The following is a 20,039-nucleotide window of genomic DNA, read 5'->3' on the forward strand; positions in this document are numbered from 1 at the left end:
TTAAATAAGTAATATTACATAGAGCAAGAGCCCCGAAAATTGAAGATCGATAGCATAGCATATTCTCTAACACCCCAAATGTTCCAAAAAGAAATACGCATCAACAACTGATGTGACCCCAAATAATACGCAACATGATCCATGAGGCATTAAAGTTTATTTCCGAGGAAGTAAACCGATATCTGTCCCTGAAACTTGGTTCTGTTACGGATCCCCGTCTCGTATTGGGAAACGTGGCAAAACTCAATGAGAATGATCAGGGAGGTGGGAATAATCCCCTGTCGAACCGCGCCATTTTAACACTGGTGAATATTGAAGAAGACCGTGTGTCCCGTTCACCGGATAATTACAGAAGAGTGGGAGAGTCCATCCAGTACCGTAATCCACGCGTGTTCCTCAACCTCTACTGCCTGTTCTCCGTGAACAGAACTAACTACGACGTATCACTCGAATGGCTTAATTACATTATCCAGTTCTTCCAGTACCGCAATGTTTTCACGCATGGCAACAGCCCCTTGCTGCATGAAAAGATAGACCAGCTGGTGCTGGACCTTACCAGCATGAACCTGGAGCAGCTCAACCAGTTATGGGGTGTGATGGGTGGAAAATATTACCCCTCGGTACTCTACAAAATGAGATTGATAGCCATAGAAGATGATACCCCAGAAGCCTCCGGCGACCTGATCCGCGAAATTAATATCACTGAGCAAGGCATTAACTGATCATATGCAACTGAGTTATAAAATACTATTTGTGATAGAGGTGCTGCATGACTATTACAGCAACTCGCAGTGTGAAGATTTCACGATCGAACCCACTGCCGAAACACAACTGCTATTTAAGAACCAGCAGATCCTCTGGCGCAACATGGGTAATAAGTTCTATGCCCTGGTGAGACTGGTGGAAGGCAAGCCGCTGGTACCGCTTGCGCCGGATCTGGTGTTCCGCTGTTACCTGAAACTGAACAGCATGCAGTTTGCGAACTTCACCAATATGGAAGTGAATTTCGGCGCAGGGCAACGCCTCTATCTTACTAACCTGCATCAGCATCATCTCAGTGGCGTAAAGTATATCACCCACCAGATAGCTGCTTACAATGGCGCTACCAGTTATCTTCCCGGTAGTTTTGTGCAGAATGTGAACGGGGATGTATATGAAGCTATCCGCAGCAGTAATAATGGTAACGCACATGCGCTGAATGAAGCCACCTTCTGGGAGAACCGCTTCCAGCAACGGTATGCCACACCAGAGGACCTCTCCTTTTCCGCCAGTAATTTATTCCGCTTTCAACTGCCCGCACCCGTTGTGGCAGCTGCAATAGAAGTATTCCGTTTCAATTCTGCCAATGGAAATTATGATCTGCCCGCTTTACCAGGTCAGCTCCTGAATTTCCCGCAGGCACAACAGGAAGTGTTGGTGAACCTGGGCGCATTGCCACCAGCCCGTTACAGGGTGCAGGTGAATGCAGAATCCGCATTTGTATATGCGGACGGCAGGATCCAGCAGGAGCAGGTGTTTGGTGTAGTAGAGATCTTCAACCATTTACCTTCCGCCAACGAATCCTCTTTATTAAATAACGACGGCACTGTGAAAGAAACGGCATTCACTGTACGTTTCGCTAACCGTGTTGCACTCTGGAAATACCTGGTGAATGCAGGCTCTGCTGTTACCGCCATCAAAGACAGTAACAACACATACACCTTTGTAAAATCAGGTGATGCATTTATTTCTAACAGGCCCATCCCTTTAACAGAAACACCTATCCGTTCTTTCTTCCTGGAATCCGGTAACGCGGGGCCACCCTTCGCACTCAGCAATGCAGCCATCAACAGGATCAGAACACTGCAAAGAGATGGCGACACCTTTTATTGCAGTGAGATCTTCCTGAATCAATAATCATTTATTTAACCTCAAATATTATTCATCATGCCTTCCACATTCAAGACCCCCGGTGTTTATGTGATTGAGGAATCTAAATTCCCGCCTTCCGTAGCACAAGTGGAGACTGCCATTCCTGCCTTTATCGGGTACACGGAAAAGGCTACCCGGCTTATCACAGATGATCTCCGGGCAACACCTACCCGTATCACTTCCCTGCTGGATTATGAAAGCCTTTTCGGCGGTCCTCAAACAGAGGACAGCTTTGAAGTGACCCTCACAGAAGACCTGGACGCCGATGGCAAACTGCTGGGCATGAATGCCACTGCGGTGTTGCTCAATACCCTGGCAGATCCCCGTTCCAAACACAATATGTACTATGCTTTGCAAATGTACTTTGGCAACGGCGGCGGCCCCTGTTACATTGTTTCTGTAGGAGCATACCTGGCACTGGGTACAGCACCTGCTGCACCTGCATTGACCAGCGGCCTCGCAGTACTGGCAACAGTGGATGAACCTACATTGATCATCTTCCCTGAAGGCCCCAATATGAGCACCCCTGCATTGTATTACACACTGCAACAGGCTTCCCTGGATCAGTGTAATCTTCTGCAGGACAGGTTTGCGATCATTGACCTGTATCAGAACAGCGATACCAACACCAATAACGTAGATCACTTCCGCACAAACGGCCCTGCCAATAACCTGAAGTATGGTGCCGCTTATTACCCTAACCTCGTTACTACACTGCCTTACAAGGTGAATGAAGCCAACGTGGTAGTGAATCATACCATTATCACAGATGGTGTGGCGGCGGCACCGGTAGTGTTCTCTTTAACAGATACACCGGAGAAAAAGAAAACCATCCAGTACGCCAAAGTAATGGAAGCCATTGGTACGATCACCGTAGAACTGCCACCCAGCTCAGCTGTGGCGGGTATCTATGCCAGTGTGGATTCCAACCGCGGTGTATGGAAAGCACCTGCCAATGTGGGCATTAACTACATCGTGAAACTGGCTAAACAGTTAACGGACGATGATAATGGTTACATGAACATCGATCCTACTGCAGGTAAATCCGTGAACGCTATCCGTGCATTCACCGGAAAAGGTACGCTGGTATGGGGTGCACGCACATTAGCCGGTAATGATAATGAATGGCGTTATGTTTCTGTTCGCCGCTTCTTCAACATGGTAGAAGAAAGTTGTAAGAAAGCAAGCGGCCAGTTTGTGTTTGAACCAAATGATGCAAACACGTGGACGAAAGTACGCGCCATGATCTCCAACTTCCTCACTGTTCTCTGGCGCCAGGGCGCATTGGCAGGAGCCAAACCCGAGCACGCATTTTATGTGGCCTGCGGTATTGGTACTACCATGACTGCACTGGATATACTGGAAGGACGTATGAATGTAGAGATCGGTATGGCAGCTGTTCGCCCCGCGGAATTCATCATTCTGAAGTTCTCTCATAAAATGCAGGAATCATAGTAGTTCATCCAAACATTAAAAACCTCATAAAATGGCAAATTATCCATTACCTAAATTCCACTTCAGAGTGGAATGGGCTGGTTCGAATATCGGTTTTACGGAAGTAAGCGGCCTGGACAAAAGTCTGGAAGTAATTGAGTACCGTGATGGTGCAAGCCCTGAGTATCACAAGATCAAGATGCCGGGCATGCAGAAGTTCTCCAACATCACCCTCAAACGCGGCACTTTCAAAGGTGATAATGATTTTTATAAATGGTTGAAGACCGTAAGTCTGAATACCATTGAACGCAGAGATATCACTATCTCCCTGCTCAATGAAAATCATGAACCGGTATTGAACTGGCTGATCAAAAATGCGTGGCCGGTGAAAGTACAATCCACCGATCTGAAAGCAGATGGCAACGAAGTGGCCATTGAAACGCTGGAACTGGCACACGAAGGTCTGGAAGTTGAAATACCCTGATCATGGCTTTATTGAATTTTGAATACCCGATGGTGGGGTACCACTTCCTGGTACTGTTTGAACTATTCCCGCAAACGCCTGTAGATGTGCGTTTCAGGGAAGTGACCGGCCTCTCTGTTTCTATGCTCACGGAAAGTGTGAAGGAAGGAGGAGAGAACCGATTTGAACATAAACTACCCACCCGGTCGTCTTATTCCGATGTAACACTCAAGCGGGGCCTGTTTAACACAGCCCTGCTTACTGAGTGGTGCCGGCAGGCGATCGAGAACTATGATTTCAAACCCGTAAATGTGTTGATCACCTTACAGGATGAAAACCATGTTCCGGTTTTCGGATGGTACCTGATCAACGCATTCCCGGTAAAATGGGAAGTAACAGGCCTCAATGCAGAAGCCAGCCAGATAGCCGTGGAAACCCTGGTCTTAAGTTATAATTACTTCAAGATCATTTCCCCGATATCCCTGGCCGCAGGTATTGCAGGCAGCTTCTCTGCAAGTGTTAGTCTTTAATTTGTAATTAACCTCATATGCCTGTTATCATCCAGGAAATACACATCACGGCAGAAGTAGGTTCTCAGTCATCCGCACAAAGCGAAGGAGCACCAGCAGCACCTGCCATGCCGCAGGCTGATATCGTAGCCGTTTGTGTGGAAGAAGTGTTGCGCATTATTCATGAAAAAGCAGAACGATAAGTTATGTTTGACGAAGGTACACTGGCCAAAATGCGGATCATTCCGTGCATAGATGCCAGCTATACGGAAGAACCGGGAGCTGATCCCTTTATCGTGCAGGTAAACCCTGACACCTATACACTCGCGCACAGCATTGTTTACAATGATGCTGCCGCACAGGGTAACAGTAAGGCGCAATTACAATTCAACCGCATTACACCACAGCAGCTGGATTTTGATTTCCTCTTTGATGGCACCGGTGTGATCAGCCAGGGTGGCGGTTTACTGAAGATCGCCAGTTTGTTTGGCGGCGGAGAAGAAATGGTAGTGGCAGATGAGATTGAGAAATTGAAACAGGTGGTGCTGAACTATTCAGGAGATATTCATGAACCGCGTTATGTAAAACTCTCCTGGGGTGCGCTGCTTTTTAAATGCCGCCTCACCAGCCTGAGGGTACAATACAAATTATTCAAACCGGATGGCACACCCTTGCGCGCAGTAGCGAAATGCAGCTTCCGGGAAAGTGTGGAGCCCACCCGCAGGGAAGCGGAAGAAGGCAACAATTCTCCGGACCTTACGCACGTGCGTGTAGTGAAAGAAGGAGATACACTGCCGCTGATGACGTACCGCATTTACGGTGATTCCAAATATTACCTGGAAGTAGCCAAAGCCAATGGCCTGGTTAATTTCAGAGACCTGAAAGCAGGTCAGCAGATCTTTTTTCCACCTATAGCAAAATAACAGAAAGTGCCCCAGAGCAGAACATTACCGATCGAAAACGCTACGCTTGTTTCATTCGTCATCAAGGTGAACGGATCGGAGATCTCAAGTACCTATGTGGTAACGCACCTGTCCGTGTATAAGGAAGCCAACCGTTTACCGCGTGCTGTAGTGAATATCCTGGATGGCAGTGCTGCTGAGAGTGATTTTCCTGTAAGTAATGAAGACGTATTTATACCGGGTAATGAAATAGAGATACAAGCCGGATACAATGCTACGAACGAAACGATCTTTAAAGGACTGATCGTGAAACATAGTTTAAAGATCAGGGGAGACAGATCGCCGGAATTAAGTATAGAATGCCTGGATAAGGCAGCGAAACTTACCCTCACCCGCAAGAATAAATATTATGCGGAGATGAAGGATAGCGAAGTGATAGAAGAGCTGGCTTCCGCTGCCTCACTGGAAACAGATGTGGAAGCTACCACGGTGAAACACAAAGAACTGGTGCAGTACTATTGTACGGATTGGGATTTTATGATCACGCGTGCAGAATCTAATGGCAAACTTTGTTTTGTGGAGGATGGCAAGTTCGTTGTGAAGAAACCGGATCTGAGCCAGGCTGCTGTATTGAACCTGCTATTCGGTGCTACCATCCTGGAACTGGATGCAGAAATGGATGCGCGTTACCAGGTAACAGGCGTAGAAACAGTTGGATGGGACCCTGCGGAACAACGACTAATCACCACTACCGGGTCAGAACCCGGCCTTGCAGAACAAGGAAATATCAGCAGCAGTGATCTCGCAGATGTATTTAAAACAGACCCTTATCATTTACAGCATGCAGGCAGTATGCCGGAAGATGAATTGCAGGCCTGGGCCGATGCGCAGTTACTAAAGAACAGGCTCGCCAAGATACGCGGCCGGGCCAGGCTCATGGGTAACGCCCTTGTGAAACCAGGTGTGGTGGTAGAGCTGGGTGGTGTTGGCGAACGCTTTAATGGCAAGGTATATGTTACCGGCGTACGGCATGAATTACAGGACGGCAGATGGAACATGGATATCCAGTTTGGCCTGGCGCCGCAATGGTTTGCCACGCAACCGGATGTTACACATGCTTCCGCCAGCGCTGTGATCCCCGGCATCAAAGGGTTACATACTGGTATTGTTACAGACCTCGAAGATCCCGATGGCGGATTCCGGGTGAAAGTAAAACTCCCTGAAATTTCCGCAGATGAGGAAGGTACCTGGGCAAGGATGGCTTCCTTTTATGCAGGTAACAACCGCACCGCTTTCTTCCGGCCGGAGATAGATGATGAAGTGATCGTAGGTTTCCTGCATGAAGATCCCAATTTTCCGGTGATCCTGGGTTCTTTGCACAGTGCAAGGAACACATCGCCGGAAGAACATTCCAATGACAACTTCAAGAAAATAATCTTTACCGCCAGTGAATTGAAAATGACGTTTGATGATGAAAAGAAATCTTTCACCGTTGAAACGCCGGGCGGCAAAAAGATCTCAATAGATGATGATGCAAAGATCATCAAAGTGGAAGATGAGAACGGCAATAAAATGACGATGGAATCTTCCGCCATTAAGATTGAATCTGCAGGAGACCTGGAGCTGAAAGCTGCCGGAGAAATTAAACTCACCGCACCCAATATTACCATCAAAGCAGATGCAGCAGTGGAAGTGGATGGGGGCGGATCCGCCAAAGTGGGCAGCAGTGGTACCTGCACGATCAAAGGTTCATTAGTACAGATCAATTAAATCATAAATAATGGGACAGCCCGCAGCAAGAGTATTTGATATGCATGTTTGCCCGATGGTGACCGGAACGGTTCCTCATGTGGGAGGCCCCATCCTGCCGTCAGGATGCCCTACTGTACTGATCGGTGGCATGGCTGCAGCAAGAGTAGGAGACATGGCTGTTTGCACCGGCCCGCCGGATGTCATTTCCGCAGGATCAGGCTCTGTACTGATCGGTGGCATGCCGGCAGCCAGGCTGGGAGATTCCATGGCACATGGCGGCACTATTACTTTAGGATGTTTTACCGTTTTGATAGGATAATATTTAAAACCCCAATAGCATGAACAAACCTTTTCTCGGCAGGGGATGGAGCTTCCCCCCGGTATTTGAAAAAGGCACCCAGCAGGTGAAAATGCTCGAAGGTGAGGAAGACATTCACAGCAGCCTGGATGTATTACTTTCTACCATGCTGGGAGAAAGAGTAATGCAGCCACGTTTTGGATGTGATATGAAAGACCTGCTGTTTGAATCTGTTAATGTGAGCCTCAAATCTATCATGGTAGACCGTGTGAAAACGGCACTGCTGTATTATGAACCCCGTATAGAAGTTTTGAAGATAGATCTGAAAGCAGAGCGTGAACTGGAAGGAATGATCCAGATCGAAGTGGAATACAAAGTGCGTACCACCAATAACCGGATGAACTATGTATTCCCCTTCTACAGGATTGAAGGCACTGAGATCAAAAACACTACCCCAATAGAAAAAACCGCGTAGAAGATGACCCCACACATCAATGTTCATTTAAGGGACGGCGCCAGCCAGTTGCAACGCCTGATGGCAGAGTTGCAGGATGGGTTCGTGAAAGTAGATGAACGGACCCTGGAAGAGCTGCTGGCGTTTGCTAAACAATACGCAAAATCTGTATTGTACTTTGATCATCTGCCGCCGAATGTGAATAAAGCGAATGGCGACTGGGCCGATTTCTTCAACTTCGATACTAAACAATTACTGGAACAATTGTCCACGCGGGATAATATTGAACCCCACCTCGCATTATACCTTACTTTCCTTCAACTCATACAAACCTTACAGGAACAGGCCAATGGTTTCACGCAGAACCACCTGGATTTTTATTACCGCAATGTGCTGAACCTGCAACCGCTGAAAGGCCGGGCAGATGAAGTGCATGTAGTGTTTGAACTGGCCCGTACGGCCACAGAACAATTCCTGGCGGCCGGCACCACCCTGGACGGCGGGAAAGACGACACCGGCACCAAACGCATTTACAAACTGGATAACGACATCGTTATCAATACCGCCACTATTACTGATCTCCGTTCCTCTTATGTACCGGAAGACAGGATAGATGAAGTGCATTACGCCACCGTGGCTAACAGCATAGACGGCCTTGGCGGTAAACTGCCGCCGGAAGATCCCTCCTGGTCTGCCTTTGGCAGGGAAGCGGATGCAGATAAGAAATTGCCGGCATTACCGGTTCAGAAAACCGGCTTTGCTTTGGCTTCCCAGGTATTGGAAATGAAGGAGGGAGATCGCATTGTAACGGTAGAGATCTTGCTGGCAGTAGACAGCAGCTTTAACCTTACAGATGCCAATAAATTAGGCGCCAATGCACTGGAAATATTTTATAGCGGAGAGAAAGGCTGGATAGGCCCTAATGCGGCTACACTGAAATTCTCTGCTGTTACCGGCAATGCGCAGCAAATTAAAATGGAGATATCAGATGGCGGCCTGAATAAATCAGTGCCTGCTGTAACAGCTTATAACGCTGCCTTATTAGGCAAAGACTTCAACACGCAACAACCTTTAATGCAGGTATTGTTCACCCAAACCACTTCCGGCAAACTGCGCAAGATGCTGCTGAAGTCTACCGTCGTGAACACACGGATGAAAGTAGCCGTGAATGGCGTAACCACTTTGCAATTGCAGAATGATATGGGATTGCTGGACCCTAAAAAGGCTTTCATGCCCTTTGGCCCCATCCCCGTAAAAGGCGCTTCGTTCTATGTTGGCTATGAAGAAGTGTTGCAGAAGAATATCGATCAGTTCTCTTTTGATGTAAGCTGGCAGGGAGCGCCGGAAAGTTTCCGTGCGCATTATGATAATTACTTTGATTCAAATGGCACCCCGAGGTTAGCCGCCTTCAAGATCAACATTGGCGATCGTATTACAGGAAGTGTGTTGAATGATAGTTTAGCAGCATCCAACAGTAATAACCCCATCAGCAATAATGATTACTTTTCAGCTAAGATCGCAGTGAAGGGGCAATCAAATAATATCAATACCAAACTATTTGGCAATAACGCAACAGAAGATGTGCGCTGGCCGTTGGGTGGAGCACCTGCTGTTACGAGTATTCCTTCCAGCTATAAAATACTGAGCAATACATTTAAGAGTTATTATACGGATCAGAAGCTGGTATTGGCCAGCCCTAATTTCTATTCTTACAGTAATGTGGGATTAGGGATCAGTACCTGGTGGAAGCTGCCGCTGCTGAACCTTGTGAATCCTGTTAAACCGGTTGATACAACAAAAGGTTTTGCCCGGATCACTTTGGATAAAGACTTCTTCCATAAAAAGTACCCCGGTGTATTTGCTACGAAGATGCGGGAAGAAGCGGCGGAAGATGAACTGCCACTGGAACCGTATACCCCGCTGATCAAAACATTCTCCCTCAATTACACCGCTTCCACCGCTGTGGTGAATGTGAACGATACGAACTTCTCCACTTTTAATACCCGTGAGTTGCAATTCTTCCATGCAGATGTTTTTGGCGTGGCGGAACAACACGGTTATCTCAAAGATAATTTCAATAAGCTGCTCAAGCTGAACAGCACCAATGTGTTCCTCTTGCCGCAACATCCTGCAGGCGGTTCTTTTTACATCGGGCTGGATAAAGTGGAGTATGGCCAGAGTGTAAGTTGTTTATTCCAGCTGGCAGAAGGCAGTGCTGATCCGGAAGCGGATACGCAGGACATACAATGGAGTATCCTGTGCAGTAATGAATGGCGGAGCTTCAGGCCGGAAGAATTACTGATGGACCACACCAATCATCTCTTACGTTCAGGGATCATTAAATGGGCCATACCGGCAGAAGCCGCAAAAGATAATACCCTGTTCCCGGCCGGAAAACTCTGGATCCGCGGGCAGGTAAAGAACCCCAGGGCTGTGTGCCGCTTTATCCAGCTGCATACGCAGGCGGTGAAGGCCACCTTTGTACCGGGCACCGGTACTACGGTGATGAATGTACTGGCAGCGGGTACCATTTCCAAACTCACAGAGAAGCTGGCTTCCATTAAGAAAGTAGAGCAACCTTATGGCTCGGATAACGGACAGCTGCCTGAAGGTAATGTAGCATTTGAAACACGCATCAGTGAAAGGCTGCGGCATAAGCAACGTGCGGTGATGGTGTGGGATTATGAAAGAATGGTGTTGCAGCAGTTCCCGGAAGTATATAAAGTGAAATGTTTGCAGCATAGTGGTGCAGGTACTGATTCCTGCTGTGCCGGCCAGTCGCCGGGGCATGTGGCTATTATTGTGGTGCCGGACCTCCGTAACAGGAATGCGATCAATCCGCTGGAACCTAAAGTGAGCAAAGATACGCTGGTAAGCATCCAGGATTATTTACAGGCGCATACCGGCTTGTTTGTAACCGTGCATGCAGAGAACCCGCATTATGAAAAGGTGATCCTTGATTTTAAGGTGCGCTTTAAAACCCTTGGTGATACCGGTTATTATAAGAAGTTACTGAACGAAGAGATCAAACAGTTCCTGAGCCCATGGGCATTTTCCGGTACGCAGGATATTTCCTTTGGTGGTTCCGCACGTAAGAGTGTGCTGCTCAATTTTATTGACGGCAGGGATTATGTGGATTTTGTGACGGACTGCAATATGTACCACCAGGTAGGTAATAAGAAGAGCGGAAATGTAAATGAGATCATTGTATCAGATCCCAGGGCCATCCTGGTATCCGGTAACGCGCATACTATCAACGATTACACGCTACAAGACGTTTGCAAATGAGCAACCCCGTAACCATATCACCCAGGCCCCCGGTGATAAAAAGTATGAACTATGAACTGCTGCGCACACAAGGCCTGCAGTACATCGAAAAGGTGGCCAGCCAGCTGTGGACAGATTACAATGTGCACGATCCGGGTATCACCCTGCTGGAACTGTTATGTTATGCCATCACGGACCTGGGGTACCGTACGGCTATGCCGGTAAAAGACCTGCTGGCTACCAAAACGGATAACAAACTCACCTTCCAGCAACAGTTCTATTCCGCAGCACAGATCCTGCCTAACAGGCCTGTTACCGTAAATGATTACCGCAAGCTTTTTATTGATATCCCCGGCATTAAAAATGCCTGGATCAGGAAAGCTGTTTATACACTTTACTACGATGCAAAAACAACTACGCTGGTAGCAACGCCACCACTTGCAAATAGTTTTACACCGCTTGCGCTGAATGGTATTTATGATGTGTTACTGGAATTAGATGCCCTCACCCCGGAAGAAGAGGATACGCTTACGCCCGGCCAGATCAACGACAGGAAAGATGCCCTGATCCTGCTGGCGCGCGAAGCGTACCATGGCAACCGTAACCTCTGTGAGGATTTAGGCAGCATCACCCTCATCCCGGAACAACGCATCCAGATCTGTGCGGACATTGAGATCAAAGCGGAGGCTAATCCGGAGGAAGTGATGGCGGAAGTGTTATTCGGTATTCAACAGTATTTGTCTCCATTGATCAGGCAATATACCCTGGCAGAAATGCTGGAGATGAAATACCCGATGGATGAGATCTTTGAAGGCCCGTATCTCACCAATGGATTCCTGCCGGATAAAGCACTGGCTGAATCTGTACTGCGCACGCATATTTACAGTTCTGATATCATTGGTATTGTGATGGATATCGCCGGCGTGGTGTCTGTAAAAGAGATCCTGCTGAATTACTGTGACATGCCCAATGGCCGCCATGAATGGTGTTTGCCGGTAGCAGCCTGGCATAAACCAACATTGTGCCTGGATAAAGCAGCGATCCATTTCTTTAAAGATGTGATCCCTGTTACGGTAAAGAAGGATGTGGCCCTTGATCTGCTCAATGAGAAAATTAATGTAGTCAACAAACTCGTAAAGAGCTCAGATTATGATTACGGATTGGGCCGTTACATGGATGTAGCGGACTATACACCCTTATTGCATCAACTGCCTATCACATATGGGGTAGGGCCTTTCGGATTACCTGCTCAGGCTACTGAAGAACGCAGGGCCATAGCGAAACAACTGAAAGGTTATCTGCTGTTCTTTGACCAGATGCTCGCCAATTACCTCGCGCAGTTAAGTAATGTACGTAGTTTGTTCCGCGTACAGTTCTCTGAAGCAGAACTAACTGAAGACCCGCATACTTATTTCTTCCAGAAAATAAAAGCAGCAGGTTTCCCAGGGATTGAAGAACTGCTGAAGGATTATGCCACATTTGAACAACCAGGCGTTAACCACCTGCCGGAACTGATCAACAGTTATGATAAGCCGGTAGAACGCAGCAACCGTTTCCTCGATCATTTATTATCCCGTTTCGCAGAACGTTTTTCTGATTATGTGATGCAGTTATATTCCCTGTATGGCCAGAAGGCAGCAGAGGATGTATTGGTGGATAAAAAAGTATTCCTGAATGAATATCCTGCGATCAGTCGCGACCGCTCTGCGGGATTCGATTACTTTAATAACGACGTAGAAGTATGGGATACGGATAATGTAAGCGGCATGGAACACCGGATTGCCCGGCTGATCGGCATCCCTAATTATAACCGCAGGGTGATCTCTGTGATCAAATATGAGATCTATCAAGAACTGGATGCAGATGGCAAAGATGAATTCCGCTTCCGTTTAATAGACCCTGTTACGAATAAGATCCTCCTGAGCAGCAGTCACAAATACAGCGTTCGGGCAGATTGTGAGGTGGCCTTTAAAACCGCCATGCGCCTCTGTGCAGATGGCAGTAATTACAGCGCCAAACTCACTTCAGATGGTAAACATTATTTCAATGTAACAGAAAACGGGAATGTAATTGCCCGCAGGATAGAATACTTTGAAACAGCAGAACAGATGGATGATGCCATCGACTTCCTCATGGCATTTGTGAGAAAGAATTATAGTGATGAAGGATTCTTTGTGGTAGAGCACATCCTGTTAAGGCCGGATATAGCTTATTTAAAGACCGTTCCGGGGGAAGCCGTGAACCCGGATAACTTCCTGCCTGTTTGTGCAGATAAAGATTGTGACGACGGTTGCGCGATGGACCCGTATTCTTTCCGTATCACCGTGATCATGCCGGCTAATACTGCCCGGTTCAGGGAAACAGGTTTTCGCGAGTACATTGAAAAACTCATTCGGATGGAAACACCAGCCCATGTGCAACCTAAGATCTGCTGGCTGAATGATACGGAACTGGGTCTTTTTGAATCCGCTTTCCGCACATGGCTGGAATTGAAACAACAGGAAGAGATGAATACACCGGAAGGATTAGCCGCTTTACAGGAACTGATCAAAATACTCTACCAGGTAAAAAGTATCTATCCGGTAGGTGAACTCAGTGATTGTGCAAGCCCCAGTCAAACCCCCATTTTATTAGGAAGAACAAATCTTGGTAATCAGAACGCCTAAACGTTAAAGTTATTTTTATGGAAAATATACCCGTAAAACTGAAAGTACCCCCTCCTCCCTTCAATTATTTTGAAGACAACCAGGTGTTAACAGCCACCCAACTGAACAATGCTATCCGGTACTTTGATTACCAGGACCGGCTTACCCGTACACGCCTCATTGGCGCCGGTATTGTATGCGGATTAAAAGTGCTCTTTGGCACCAGTGATATTACCGTCACCAAAGGTTGTGGTCTCACTTCTGACGGCGATATCATCAGCCTTCCGCAGGACCTTACTTACGTACAGCTCACCGCATTTGACGACAGCAAGGCACAGTACCTTCCTTTCCGGAATGAGGAAAAGCAGATCCCGCTGTTTGAACTGATGGTGAAAGGAGCACAGTCTCCCGGCAACCAGGAAATAACACCCATCAATACGTTCTTCTCCCAGAACGCGGCGGCGGACTATGTTGTATTGCTTTACCTGAGCCAGTTCCTGGAAGATACAGACATCTGTTCTTCTGTTGATTGCGATAATAAAGGTATCCTGCAGCAAAATAACCTGCATGCTTTACTGATCAGCAAAGCGGATTACGAACGTATCCACCAGGACCCGGATTGCTGTAGCGAACAGTATTTTGATATGCCGGATGCATTTGTACCACGGGTTATATTTAACCCCGCTTCGGATGTATTCAACTATAATAACTTTAAGAAACAGTACCAGACGGCCATTGAAGAAACTTCCAAGTTGCTGGCGAAACCTTTGGGTATGGCAGATGACCTGGCGAAAGCTTTGCAGAAATGTTACCTGCAAAGTGGAGAAGTGCCGCAGTCACCGGCAGTGAATATACGGCCTGTGCTAACGGACAATCCTACACGACCTGTTACAGAAGGTACCGGAACAGTGAGGCCCGTAGCTACTGCCGCTACTTTAAATACAGAACTCATTTCCCGCATCAGCACATTAGGTCTCCGGTTGCCAGCCAGCCTGGTAGCCCGTTTCCGTAATCTCAGTGGCGCCGCCGCTGCTGATTTTCAGTCGCGTATGCCGGAACTGCTGAAAGCTGCGCTGGAAACATACGGCATCCAGTATCTCTATGATTTCATCAAAGATGTAGCAGTTGCTTACACAGAATTCAGAGAAGCTACTTTTGATCTTTGCCAGGGTTGCTGTATTGCACCGGAGCTATTTCCCAAACATCTTGCATTGGGATTGGTACAAGACCCCAGTGAAGATATCAGCTGCCGTTACCGTCAATGTTTTATTGAATCACCCATACTGAATAACAAGGATGAGCAACTGCGCAAGGCGTTGTATTTATACAACCGCCTTGTTCAGATCATCCAGAGCTATGAGTACAATCCCAGCCAAAGGGATCAGGGTGTTAGAGTAACGCCAACAGTTAATACAGAACGTCCGCTGGGAGAGAAGAGTATTCCTTATTATTTCAAACCGCAATCGCTGATAGAAGAATGGGATTATGAACGTTACCGCCGCCGTGCTATTGATACGCACCTGAATTATTTCGCTGCAGAGAATGCGCCGGAAACAATGCCACATATACGCCAGCCTTTGGACTATGACCTGGATAAATACAACTTCTTCCGCATAGAAGGCCATGTGGGCAAAAGCTATGAGAATGTATATTCCCAACTGGATAAACTCCGCGAAGGAAAAGATCTTCCTTTTGAGATCATGGGCCTGCAGCTGGATGCTATCAGGAATTTCATCATCCCCAAATGGGAATACCATCCGCCTTACCTGGATGTGTTGCATGAAATGAATAAGTACAAGCTCACAGATTACCTGGATAAGATGAAAGGGTTTAATGATGACCTGGAGCTTAAGATGCCTACAGAAATAGAACTGGCACAACCGGGTGTTTCCAACTATTACGGTAATGCAAAGGACATCCGTTCCAAAGCAGTGGATAAGAAAAAAGAACTGGATAAAGAGATCGCAGATATCAAACCCTTACTTAACCTGAATATCAGCCAGCTAAAAACAATGGATTTCGCACCCGCGCATGAATCCATTGCCATGAAAGCTGCCGTGCTGAACAACGGAGCCAAACTGCTTACACGTACAGCACTCTCCACACCGCTGCAAAACATTGCGCAGATCCATACGCCTGCTTTGCTTGACTGGATCAAGAACCTGGCAGTAGATACCAGCGAAGCCATCAAGGATAGTTACATCTTCATGAACTTCCTCAAGGATAATCCTTCGCTGCTACATAATGCCGGCGTGCAAAAGGGCGGCACTTTCCTGATCGTATATGCCATCGTGAATACGAATAACAGGAATGAAAGAATAGTAGTGGGAGACTTCTATGTCCCCTATATCGTACAACCGCAACAGGTAGCAAAACCGAATACACCACTGCCTATTAAACCAATAAAGGTAATGCCGGTAAGGCCGTTGCCAGCACATATATTCGACCTGGTACCGGATATCAAAAAGCCACCGATCCTCAACCTGGATTTCATCAATATCAAAGACAAACTGGATAAAGATATCCTCACCGTAAACGGCCTGTTCACAGACCTGAAAGCCACGGTGAATGAAAAGGTACTGGATGTGAATACAAGGCTCGGTACACTGGCCACGAAAGGTGAAGTGCAATCCCTGGTAACAGACAACATGCTCAACGTAGCAAGGGATTACAAACAAAACTTCGACTCTGTGGTACAGGTGATCAAAACGAGAGATGTAACCGGTGGTGTGAAAGGTCAGTTTGAAGCCGCGAACTTTGGTAAGATGGAACTGGATGAAGCAGCTATTAAGAGCCTCTCTGCGAATGAAATGGAGGTGATGGCAGCTAATTACAGGGACTCACTGGCCAAACTGGAACAGAACCGTACAGACTTTAAGAATTTCAATTTTATAAAGAGATAATAGATGCAGTCACACGTCATCCATACCATGAAAGTGTCGCTCCGCGTACCCGATATGGAAAACGCCTTTCCCATGCAACAGCGTGTGAAAGAGTGCCTGGGGAAGGAGTGGGATGAACAGCTGACGGCTATCCTTGATAAATACAGTGCAGCAAACCAGTTCCTGCAGATCCCCCGTTTGCAGATCAACCTGGAACCTATGCCGGCACATCAGTGGGAGACACATTTTAAAGAACGATTTATGGAGGCTTTGGACAAAGCACTATCCCAATACAGTCAAGAGGCTCCTGCACAACAAACAGCGGAGCATGCAGCCGGAGCGTTCCAGGAAGAAGATCGCCCCTGGGGACCCTGTACCGCCAGTGAACAATACCAGGATATCTGGTTGTTCTTCATGCAACATGGTATGCTGCCTTGGTGGGCACAATCAGAAACAGCGGAAGAACTCGAAGATAAAGTGATCACCGCCGTAAGAATGCAACCTGAATTCTGTAAAGAAGAATGGACACGCGCCTGGTTAAAAGGACATCTCTCTGTGCAGCGATGGGTGCAGCAATGTTCCCCTACTTTGCAACATGCAGTACTGGAAGCACTTGCAGGGCAAAGTGTAGCAGGGACTATAGTAGGGTGGGAGGCAACGATGCTGCTGGGGTTTTCAACGAGCACCAGTACCGTGAACCTTCGCCGCCTGCAATGTTTGTATTGGGATGTGATCTTACGCTTGCTATTAACGGAAGAAGAAAGGGTTTTGCAGCCTGTAGCTATTATTCCTTTGCTGAAAAAGCATTGGGAGAAATGGATCAATGTTGAAATGGGAACGGTGGAAATGGAGATATTGGAGATGATTGTTTTTAAAACAGGAAGAACAGAAACAGTTTCTTCAATTGAAACAATTGAAACAAAAACTGAAACAACTCAAATAGGCAAAACAAAGGAAATAACCCAGCCAGCCAAACCATCTTCCCCGGACCTCGGCATAGGAGAACACCTGCTGATCAGAGATGCAGGCCTGGTATTATTACATCCGTTCTTAGTGCATCTTTTTAAACACTTTGAATGGCTGGAAGAGAATGATACCCGCATCCTTCCAATATATGTCCATAGGGCAGTACACCTGTTGTCATTCCTTGTAAGCGGAGAAGAACAAATGCCGGAATACAACCTGGTTTTCCCTAAACTACTATGTGGCCTGCCGCTCGACACGCCGCTGGAAAAAGATGTACACCTCACTGCTGAAGAAAAACAACAGGCACACGAATTGTTGGAAGTAGTGATAAAATACTGGGATGCATTAGGCACTACCAGTCCGGAAGGATTACGGAGCACCTTCCTGCAAAGGGAAGGAAAGCTGATCTTCGAGGAAGACCAGTGGCTGCTGATCGTTACCACCCAAACAGTTGACATTCTTCTGAACCGGTTGCCCTGGGGATTTGGCTTTGTGAAACTCCCATGGATGGAACAACTGCTGAAAGTACAATGGAACCCATAAACCAATTAGCGATGATAACACCAGAGAACAAAAAGAAGATTTTACAGATCGTGAACGTGTTTGAAACCGGCACACCAGAAGGCAAATACGACGCGATCGCCATCTTCCCTGATGGAAAAGGCGGCAGCCGCCAGATCACGTATGGCCGCAGCCAGACAACAGAACAAGGTAACCTGCGTAACCTGCTGGAAAGATATATTTCATTGGGCGGCAGCTTCTCTGCTGCGTTCCAGCCTTTTATGTCCCAGGTAGGAAGAGTACCGCTGGTGGATAATAAAGAATTCAAACAACTGCTGAAGGACAGTGCAAAGGAAGACCCCAGGATGCGTATCGCACAGGATGAAACATTTGAGATCCTGTATTACCAGCCTGCCGTTCACTTCTTTAATGGAGAAGGTTTCACCTTACCGCTCAGCTTACTGGTGATCTACGATAGCTATATTCACTCCGGTTCTATTCCCGGTTTTCTGCGTACCCGTTTTGCAGAACGTACACCTTTAAGAGGAGGGGATGAAAAGGTGTGGATAGAAGAGTACACAAAAGCCCGCCAGAACTGGCTGGCCACTCACAAGCGAAAAATATTACATGCTACTGCAGTGAGGCCTAAAACATACCTCGCACAGATGGCGAAAGGGAACTGGGACCTCTCAGCTCCTGTTACAACTCAAGGCGTTACCATACCATAATATGCATCCTTCTCTATATACCGCCATACAACACCTCACCGCTTTTATACAGGCGCGGCTGGCTACGTACCTGAGCCAGGAAGCCGTGATGATGGGTGATTATCCCGCGCAGATCACCATGGCCAACGCAGAGATACCTGCCTTTTCTTCTTTCGGTGAAAAGGAACAGGTGGTGTTGTTACTGGCATTGATGCCGCATTTGCACCCCGGATATTTTGAAGGGGTTATTCAGCAGTATCTCCCGCAGGGAGGAGACTTTCCTGCGTTTGGCGGTGTGAAAGGAACTAACCACCGCGCCATGCAGCCTACCGGTGAAACGGCGCAATTCCTGCTGGCAGGGAAGGACCTGGCGGAACGCATCCAGGTACAGGAACTTTTTTCCGCAGATCATATTTTCTATCAGCAGGATATCTGCTGGCTGGAAACGGTGAAGGAAGGAGAACCTTTTATGAGCGGCCGTATTGTGCTTTCCTCTGAATGGCTGGACAAAGTTTTACTGGGCCGCGAAACACTGCCGCGCTTCAGTGCTGATTTCCCGGCAAGAAGATTAGAAACTCAGATGACCTGGGAGGATGTGGTCTTACATCCTATCACCAAAGAACAGATCCAGGACATCAGTATCTGGCTGAAACACCATGAGCTTTTCAGCAAGGATAACAACCTTGGCCGGAAAGTGAAACCGGGCTACAGGGCCTTGTTCTATGGCCCTCCGGGAACGGGCAAGACCTTAACGGCTAACCTGCTGGGCCAGCAGTTCGGTAAAGAAGTGTATTGTATTGATCTTTCGCAGGTGATCTCCAAATACATTGGCGAAACAGAAAAGAACCTCGAAAAGATCTTCAACCGTGCAGAGCATAAGAACTGGATCCTTTTCTTTGATGAAGCAGATGCCCTTTTCGGAAAACGCACCAGCGTGCAAAGTTCGCATGACCGTTATGCCAACCAGGAAGTATCCTACCTCCTGCAAAGGGTAGAAGCCTTTTCCGGCTTGCTGATCCTTGCCTCCAATTTCAAGAATAACCTGGATGATGCTTTCCTGCGCCGTTTTCATGCTATTATCCACTTCCCCATGCCGAATGCAGAGGAGCGCCTGATGATCTGGGAAAAAAGCATGCCTGCCAGTTTGCACCGCAACGGCAATCTCGATCTCCGCTCGCTGGCGGAACGTTTTGAACTCTCCGGGGCTTCCATCCTCAATATCATGCATTATGCCTCCCTGCGCGCTTTTGCCCGCAATGATCAGCAGTTACATCTCTCTGAAGTAATGGAGGGGGTCAGGAAAGAACTAATGAAGGAAGAAAAATCATTCTGATCTGCCATGTAGATT

Annotated in this window: 16 protein-coding genes; all 16 read left to right on the forward strand. The window is 47.4% G+C overall.

Translation table 11 applies throughout. The features are described 5' to 3' along the window. Window positions 1–134: 134 nt before the first annotated feature. Genes GFS24_RS23800 through GFS24_RS23875 form a run of 16 tightly spaced genes read left to right on the forward strand, consistent with a single transcriptional unit; the run spans window position 135 to window position 20,024 of the window. Window positions 135–722: a DUF4255 domain-containing protein gene (locus GFS24_RS23800; RefSeq protein ID WP_153663999.1), complete on the forward strand. Its 588-nt coding sequence runs from the start codon at window positions 135–137 to the stop codon at window positions 720–722. Between the two features lie 4 nt (window positions 723–726). Further along, a complete protein-coding gene (locus GFS24_RS23805; RefSeq protein ID WP_153664001.1) occupies window positions 727–1,896 on the forward strand; it encodes a hypothetical protein in 1,170 nt (389 codons plus the stop codon). Between the two features lie 30 nt (window positions 1,897–1,926). After that, window positions 1,927–3,366, forward strand: coding sequence for a phage tail sheath C-terminal domain-containing protein (locus GFS24_RS23810; protein ID WP_153664004.1), 1,440 nt, complete (start codon window positions 1,927–1,929; stop codon window positions 3,364–3,366). 31 nt (window positions 3,367–3,397) lie between these two features. Beyond that, on the forward strand, window positions 3,398–3,829 hold the full coding sequence (locus tag GFS24_RS23815) for a phage tail protein (protein ID WP_074240259.1): 432 nt from the start codon (window positions 3,398–3,400) through the stop codon (window positions 3,827–3,829). Window positions 3,830–3,831: 2 nt separating this feature from the next. Beyond that, the gene (locus tag GFS24_RS23820) at window positions 3,832–4,338 is read left to right on the forward strand and encodes a phage tail protein (protein ID WP_153664006.1); all 507 of its coding nucleotides are present in this window, start codon (window positions 3,832–3,834) and stop codon (window positions 4,336–4,338) included. Window positions 4,339–4,355: 17 nt separating this feature from the next. Next, window positions 4,356–4,520: a DUF5908 family protein gene (locus tag GFS24_RS23825; protein WP_153664008.1), complete on the forward strand. Its 165-nt coding sequence runs from the start codon at window positions 4,356–4,358 to the stop codon at window positions 4,518–4,520. A gap of 3 nt (window positions 4,521–4,523) precedes the next feature. Beyond that, a complete protein-coding gene (locus GFS24_RS23830) occupies window positions 4,524–5,240 on the forward strand; it encodes a LysM peptidoglycan-binding domain-containing protein (RefSeq protein WP_153664010.1) in 717 nt (238 codons plus the stop codon). Between the two features lie 6 nt (window positions 5,241–5,246). Beyond that, window positions 5,247–6,989, forward strand: coding sequence for a type VI secretion system tip protein VgrG (vgrG, locus tag GFS24_RS23835; protein WP_216647517.1), 1,743 nt, complete (start codon window positions 5,247–5,249; stop codon window positions 6,987–6,989). Window positions 6,990–6,999: 10 nt separating this feature from the next. Continuing rightward, window positions 7,000–7,290 (forward strand): PAAR domain-containing protein, encoded by a 291-nt coding sequence (locus GFS24_RS23840; RefSeq protein ID WP_153664012.1) that lies wholly within the window; start codon window positions 7,000–7,002, stop codon window positions 7,288–7,290. Between the two features lie 19 nt (window positions 7,291–7,309). Then, on the forward strand, window positions 7,310–7,744 hold the full coding sequence (locus GFS24_RS23845; RefSeq protein WP_153664014.1) for a GPW/gp25 family protein: 435 nt from the start codon (window positions 7,310–7,312) through the stop codon (window positions 7,742–7,744). A gap of 3 nt (window positions 7,745–7,747) precedes the next feature. Further along, window positions 7,748–11,011, forward strand: coding sequence for a baseplate J/gp47 family protein (locus GFS24_RS23850; protein WP_153664016.1), 3,264 nt, complete (start codon window positions 7,748–7,750; stop codon window positions 11,009–11,011). 44 nt (window positions 11,012–11,055) lie between these two features. Next, a complete protein-coding gene (locus GFS24_RS23855) occupies window positions 11,056–13,656 on the forward strand; it encodes a hypothetical protein (protein ID WP_153664018.1) in 2,601 nt (866 codons plus the stop codon). A gap of 17 nt (window positions 13,657–13,673) precedes the next feature. Then, on the forward strand, window positions 13,674–16,538 hold the full coding sequence (locus GFS24_RS23860; protein WP_153664020.1) for a hypothetical protein: 2,865 nt from the start codon (window positions 13,674–13,676) through the stop codon (window positions 16,536–16,538). 3 nt (window positions 16,539–16,541) lie between these two features. After that, a complete protein-coding gene (locus GFS24_RS23865; protein WP_153664021.1) occupies window positions 16,542–18,026 on the forward strand; it encodes a contractile injection system tape measure protein in 1,485 nt (494 codons plus the stop codon). A gap of 11 nt (window positions 18,027–18,037) precedes the next feature. Continuing rightward, the gene (locus GFS24_RS23870; RefSeq protein ID WP_153664023.1) at window positions 18,038–18,712 is read left to right on the forward strand and encodes a chitosanase; all 675 of its coding nucleotides are present in this window, start codon (window positions 18,038–18,040) and stop codon (window positions 18,710–18,712) included. 1 nt (window position 18,713) lies between these two features. After that, window positions 18,714–20,024, forward strand: coding sequence for an ATP-binding protein (locus GFS24_RS23875; RefSeq protein WP_153664025.1), 1,311 nt, complete (start codon window positions 18,714–18,716; stop codon window positions 20,022–20,024). Window positions 20,025–20,039: the final 15 nt, after the last annotated feature.

Source organism: Chitinophaga sp. SYP-B3965 (genome assembly GCF_009647655.1).
Lineage (GTDB): Bacteria > Bacteroidota > Bacteroidia > Chitinophagales > Chitinophagaceae > Chitinophaga.

Coding starts and splice junctions, on each gene's coding strand:
- GFS24_RS23800 (WP_153663999.1), top strand. CDS start 135: ATGATCCATGAGGCATTAAAGTTTATTTCCGAGGAAGTAAACCGATAT.
- GFS24_RS23805 (WP_153664001.1), top strand. CDS start 727: ATGCAACTGAGTTATAAAATACTATTTGTGATAGAGGTGCTGCATGAC.
- GFS24_RS23810 (WP_153664004.1), top strand. CDS start 1,927: ATGCCTTCCACATTCAAGACCCCCGGTGTTTATGTGATTGAGGAATCT.
- GFS24_RS23815 (WP_074240259.1), top strand. CDS start 3,398: ATGGCAAATTATCCATTACCTAAATTCCACTTCAGAGTGGAATGGGCT.
- GFS24_RS23820 (WP_153664006.1), top strand. CDS start 3,832: ATGGCTTTATTGAATTTTGAATACCCGATGGTGGGGTACCACTTCCTG.
- GFS24_RS23825 (WP_153664008.1), top strand. CDS start 4,356: ATGCCTGTTATCATCCAGGAAATACACATCACGGCAGAAGTAGGTTCT.
- GFS24_RS23830 (WP_153664010.1), top strand. CDS start 4,524: ATGTTTGACGAAGGTACACTGGCCAAAATGCGGATCATTCCGTGCATA.
- GFS24_RS23840 (WP_153664012.1), top strand. CDS start 7,000: ATGGGACAGCCCGCAGCAAGAGTATTTGATATGCATGTTTGCCCGATG.
- GFS24_RS23845 (WP_153664014.1), top strand. CDS start 7,310: ATGAACAAACCTTTTCTCGGCAGGGGATGGAGCTTCCCCCCGGTATTT.
- GFS24_RS23850 (WP_153664016.1), top strand. CDS start 7,748: ATGACCCCACACATCAATGTTCATTTAAGGGACGGCGCCAGCCAGTTG.
- GFS24_RS23855 (WP_153664018.1), top strand. CDS start 11,056: ATGAACTATGAACTGCTGCGCACACAAGGCCTGCAGTACATCGAAAAG.
- GFS24_RS23860 (WP_153664020.1), top strand. CDS start 13,674: ATGGAAAATATACCCGTAAAACTGAAAGTACCCCCTCCTCCCTTCAAT.
- GFS24_RS23865 (WP_153664021.1), top strand. CDS start 16,542: ATGCAGTCACACGTCATCCATACCATGAAAGTGTCGCTCCGCGTACCC.
- GFS24_RS23870 (WP_153664023.1), top strand. CDS start 18,038: ATGATAACACCAGAGAACAAAAAGAAGATTTTACAGATCGTGAACGTG.
- GFS24_RS23875 (WP_153664025.1), top strand. CDS start 18,714: ATGCATCCTTCTCTATATACCGCCATACAACACCTCACCGCTTTTATA.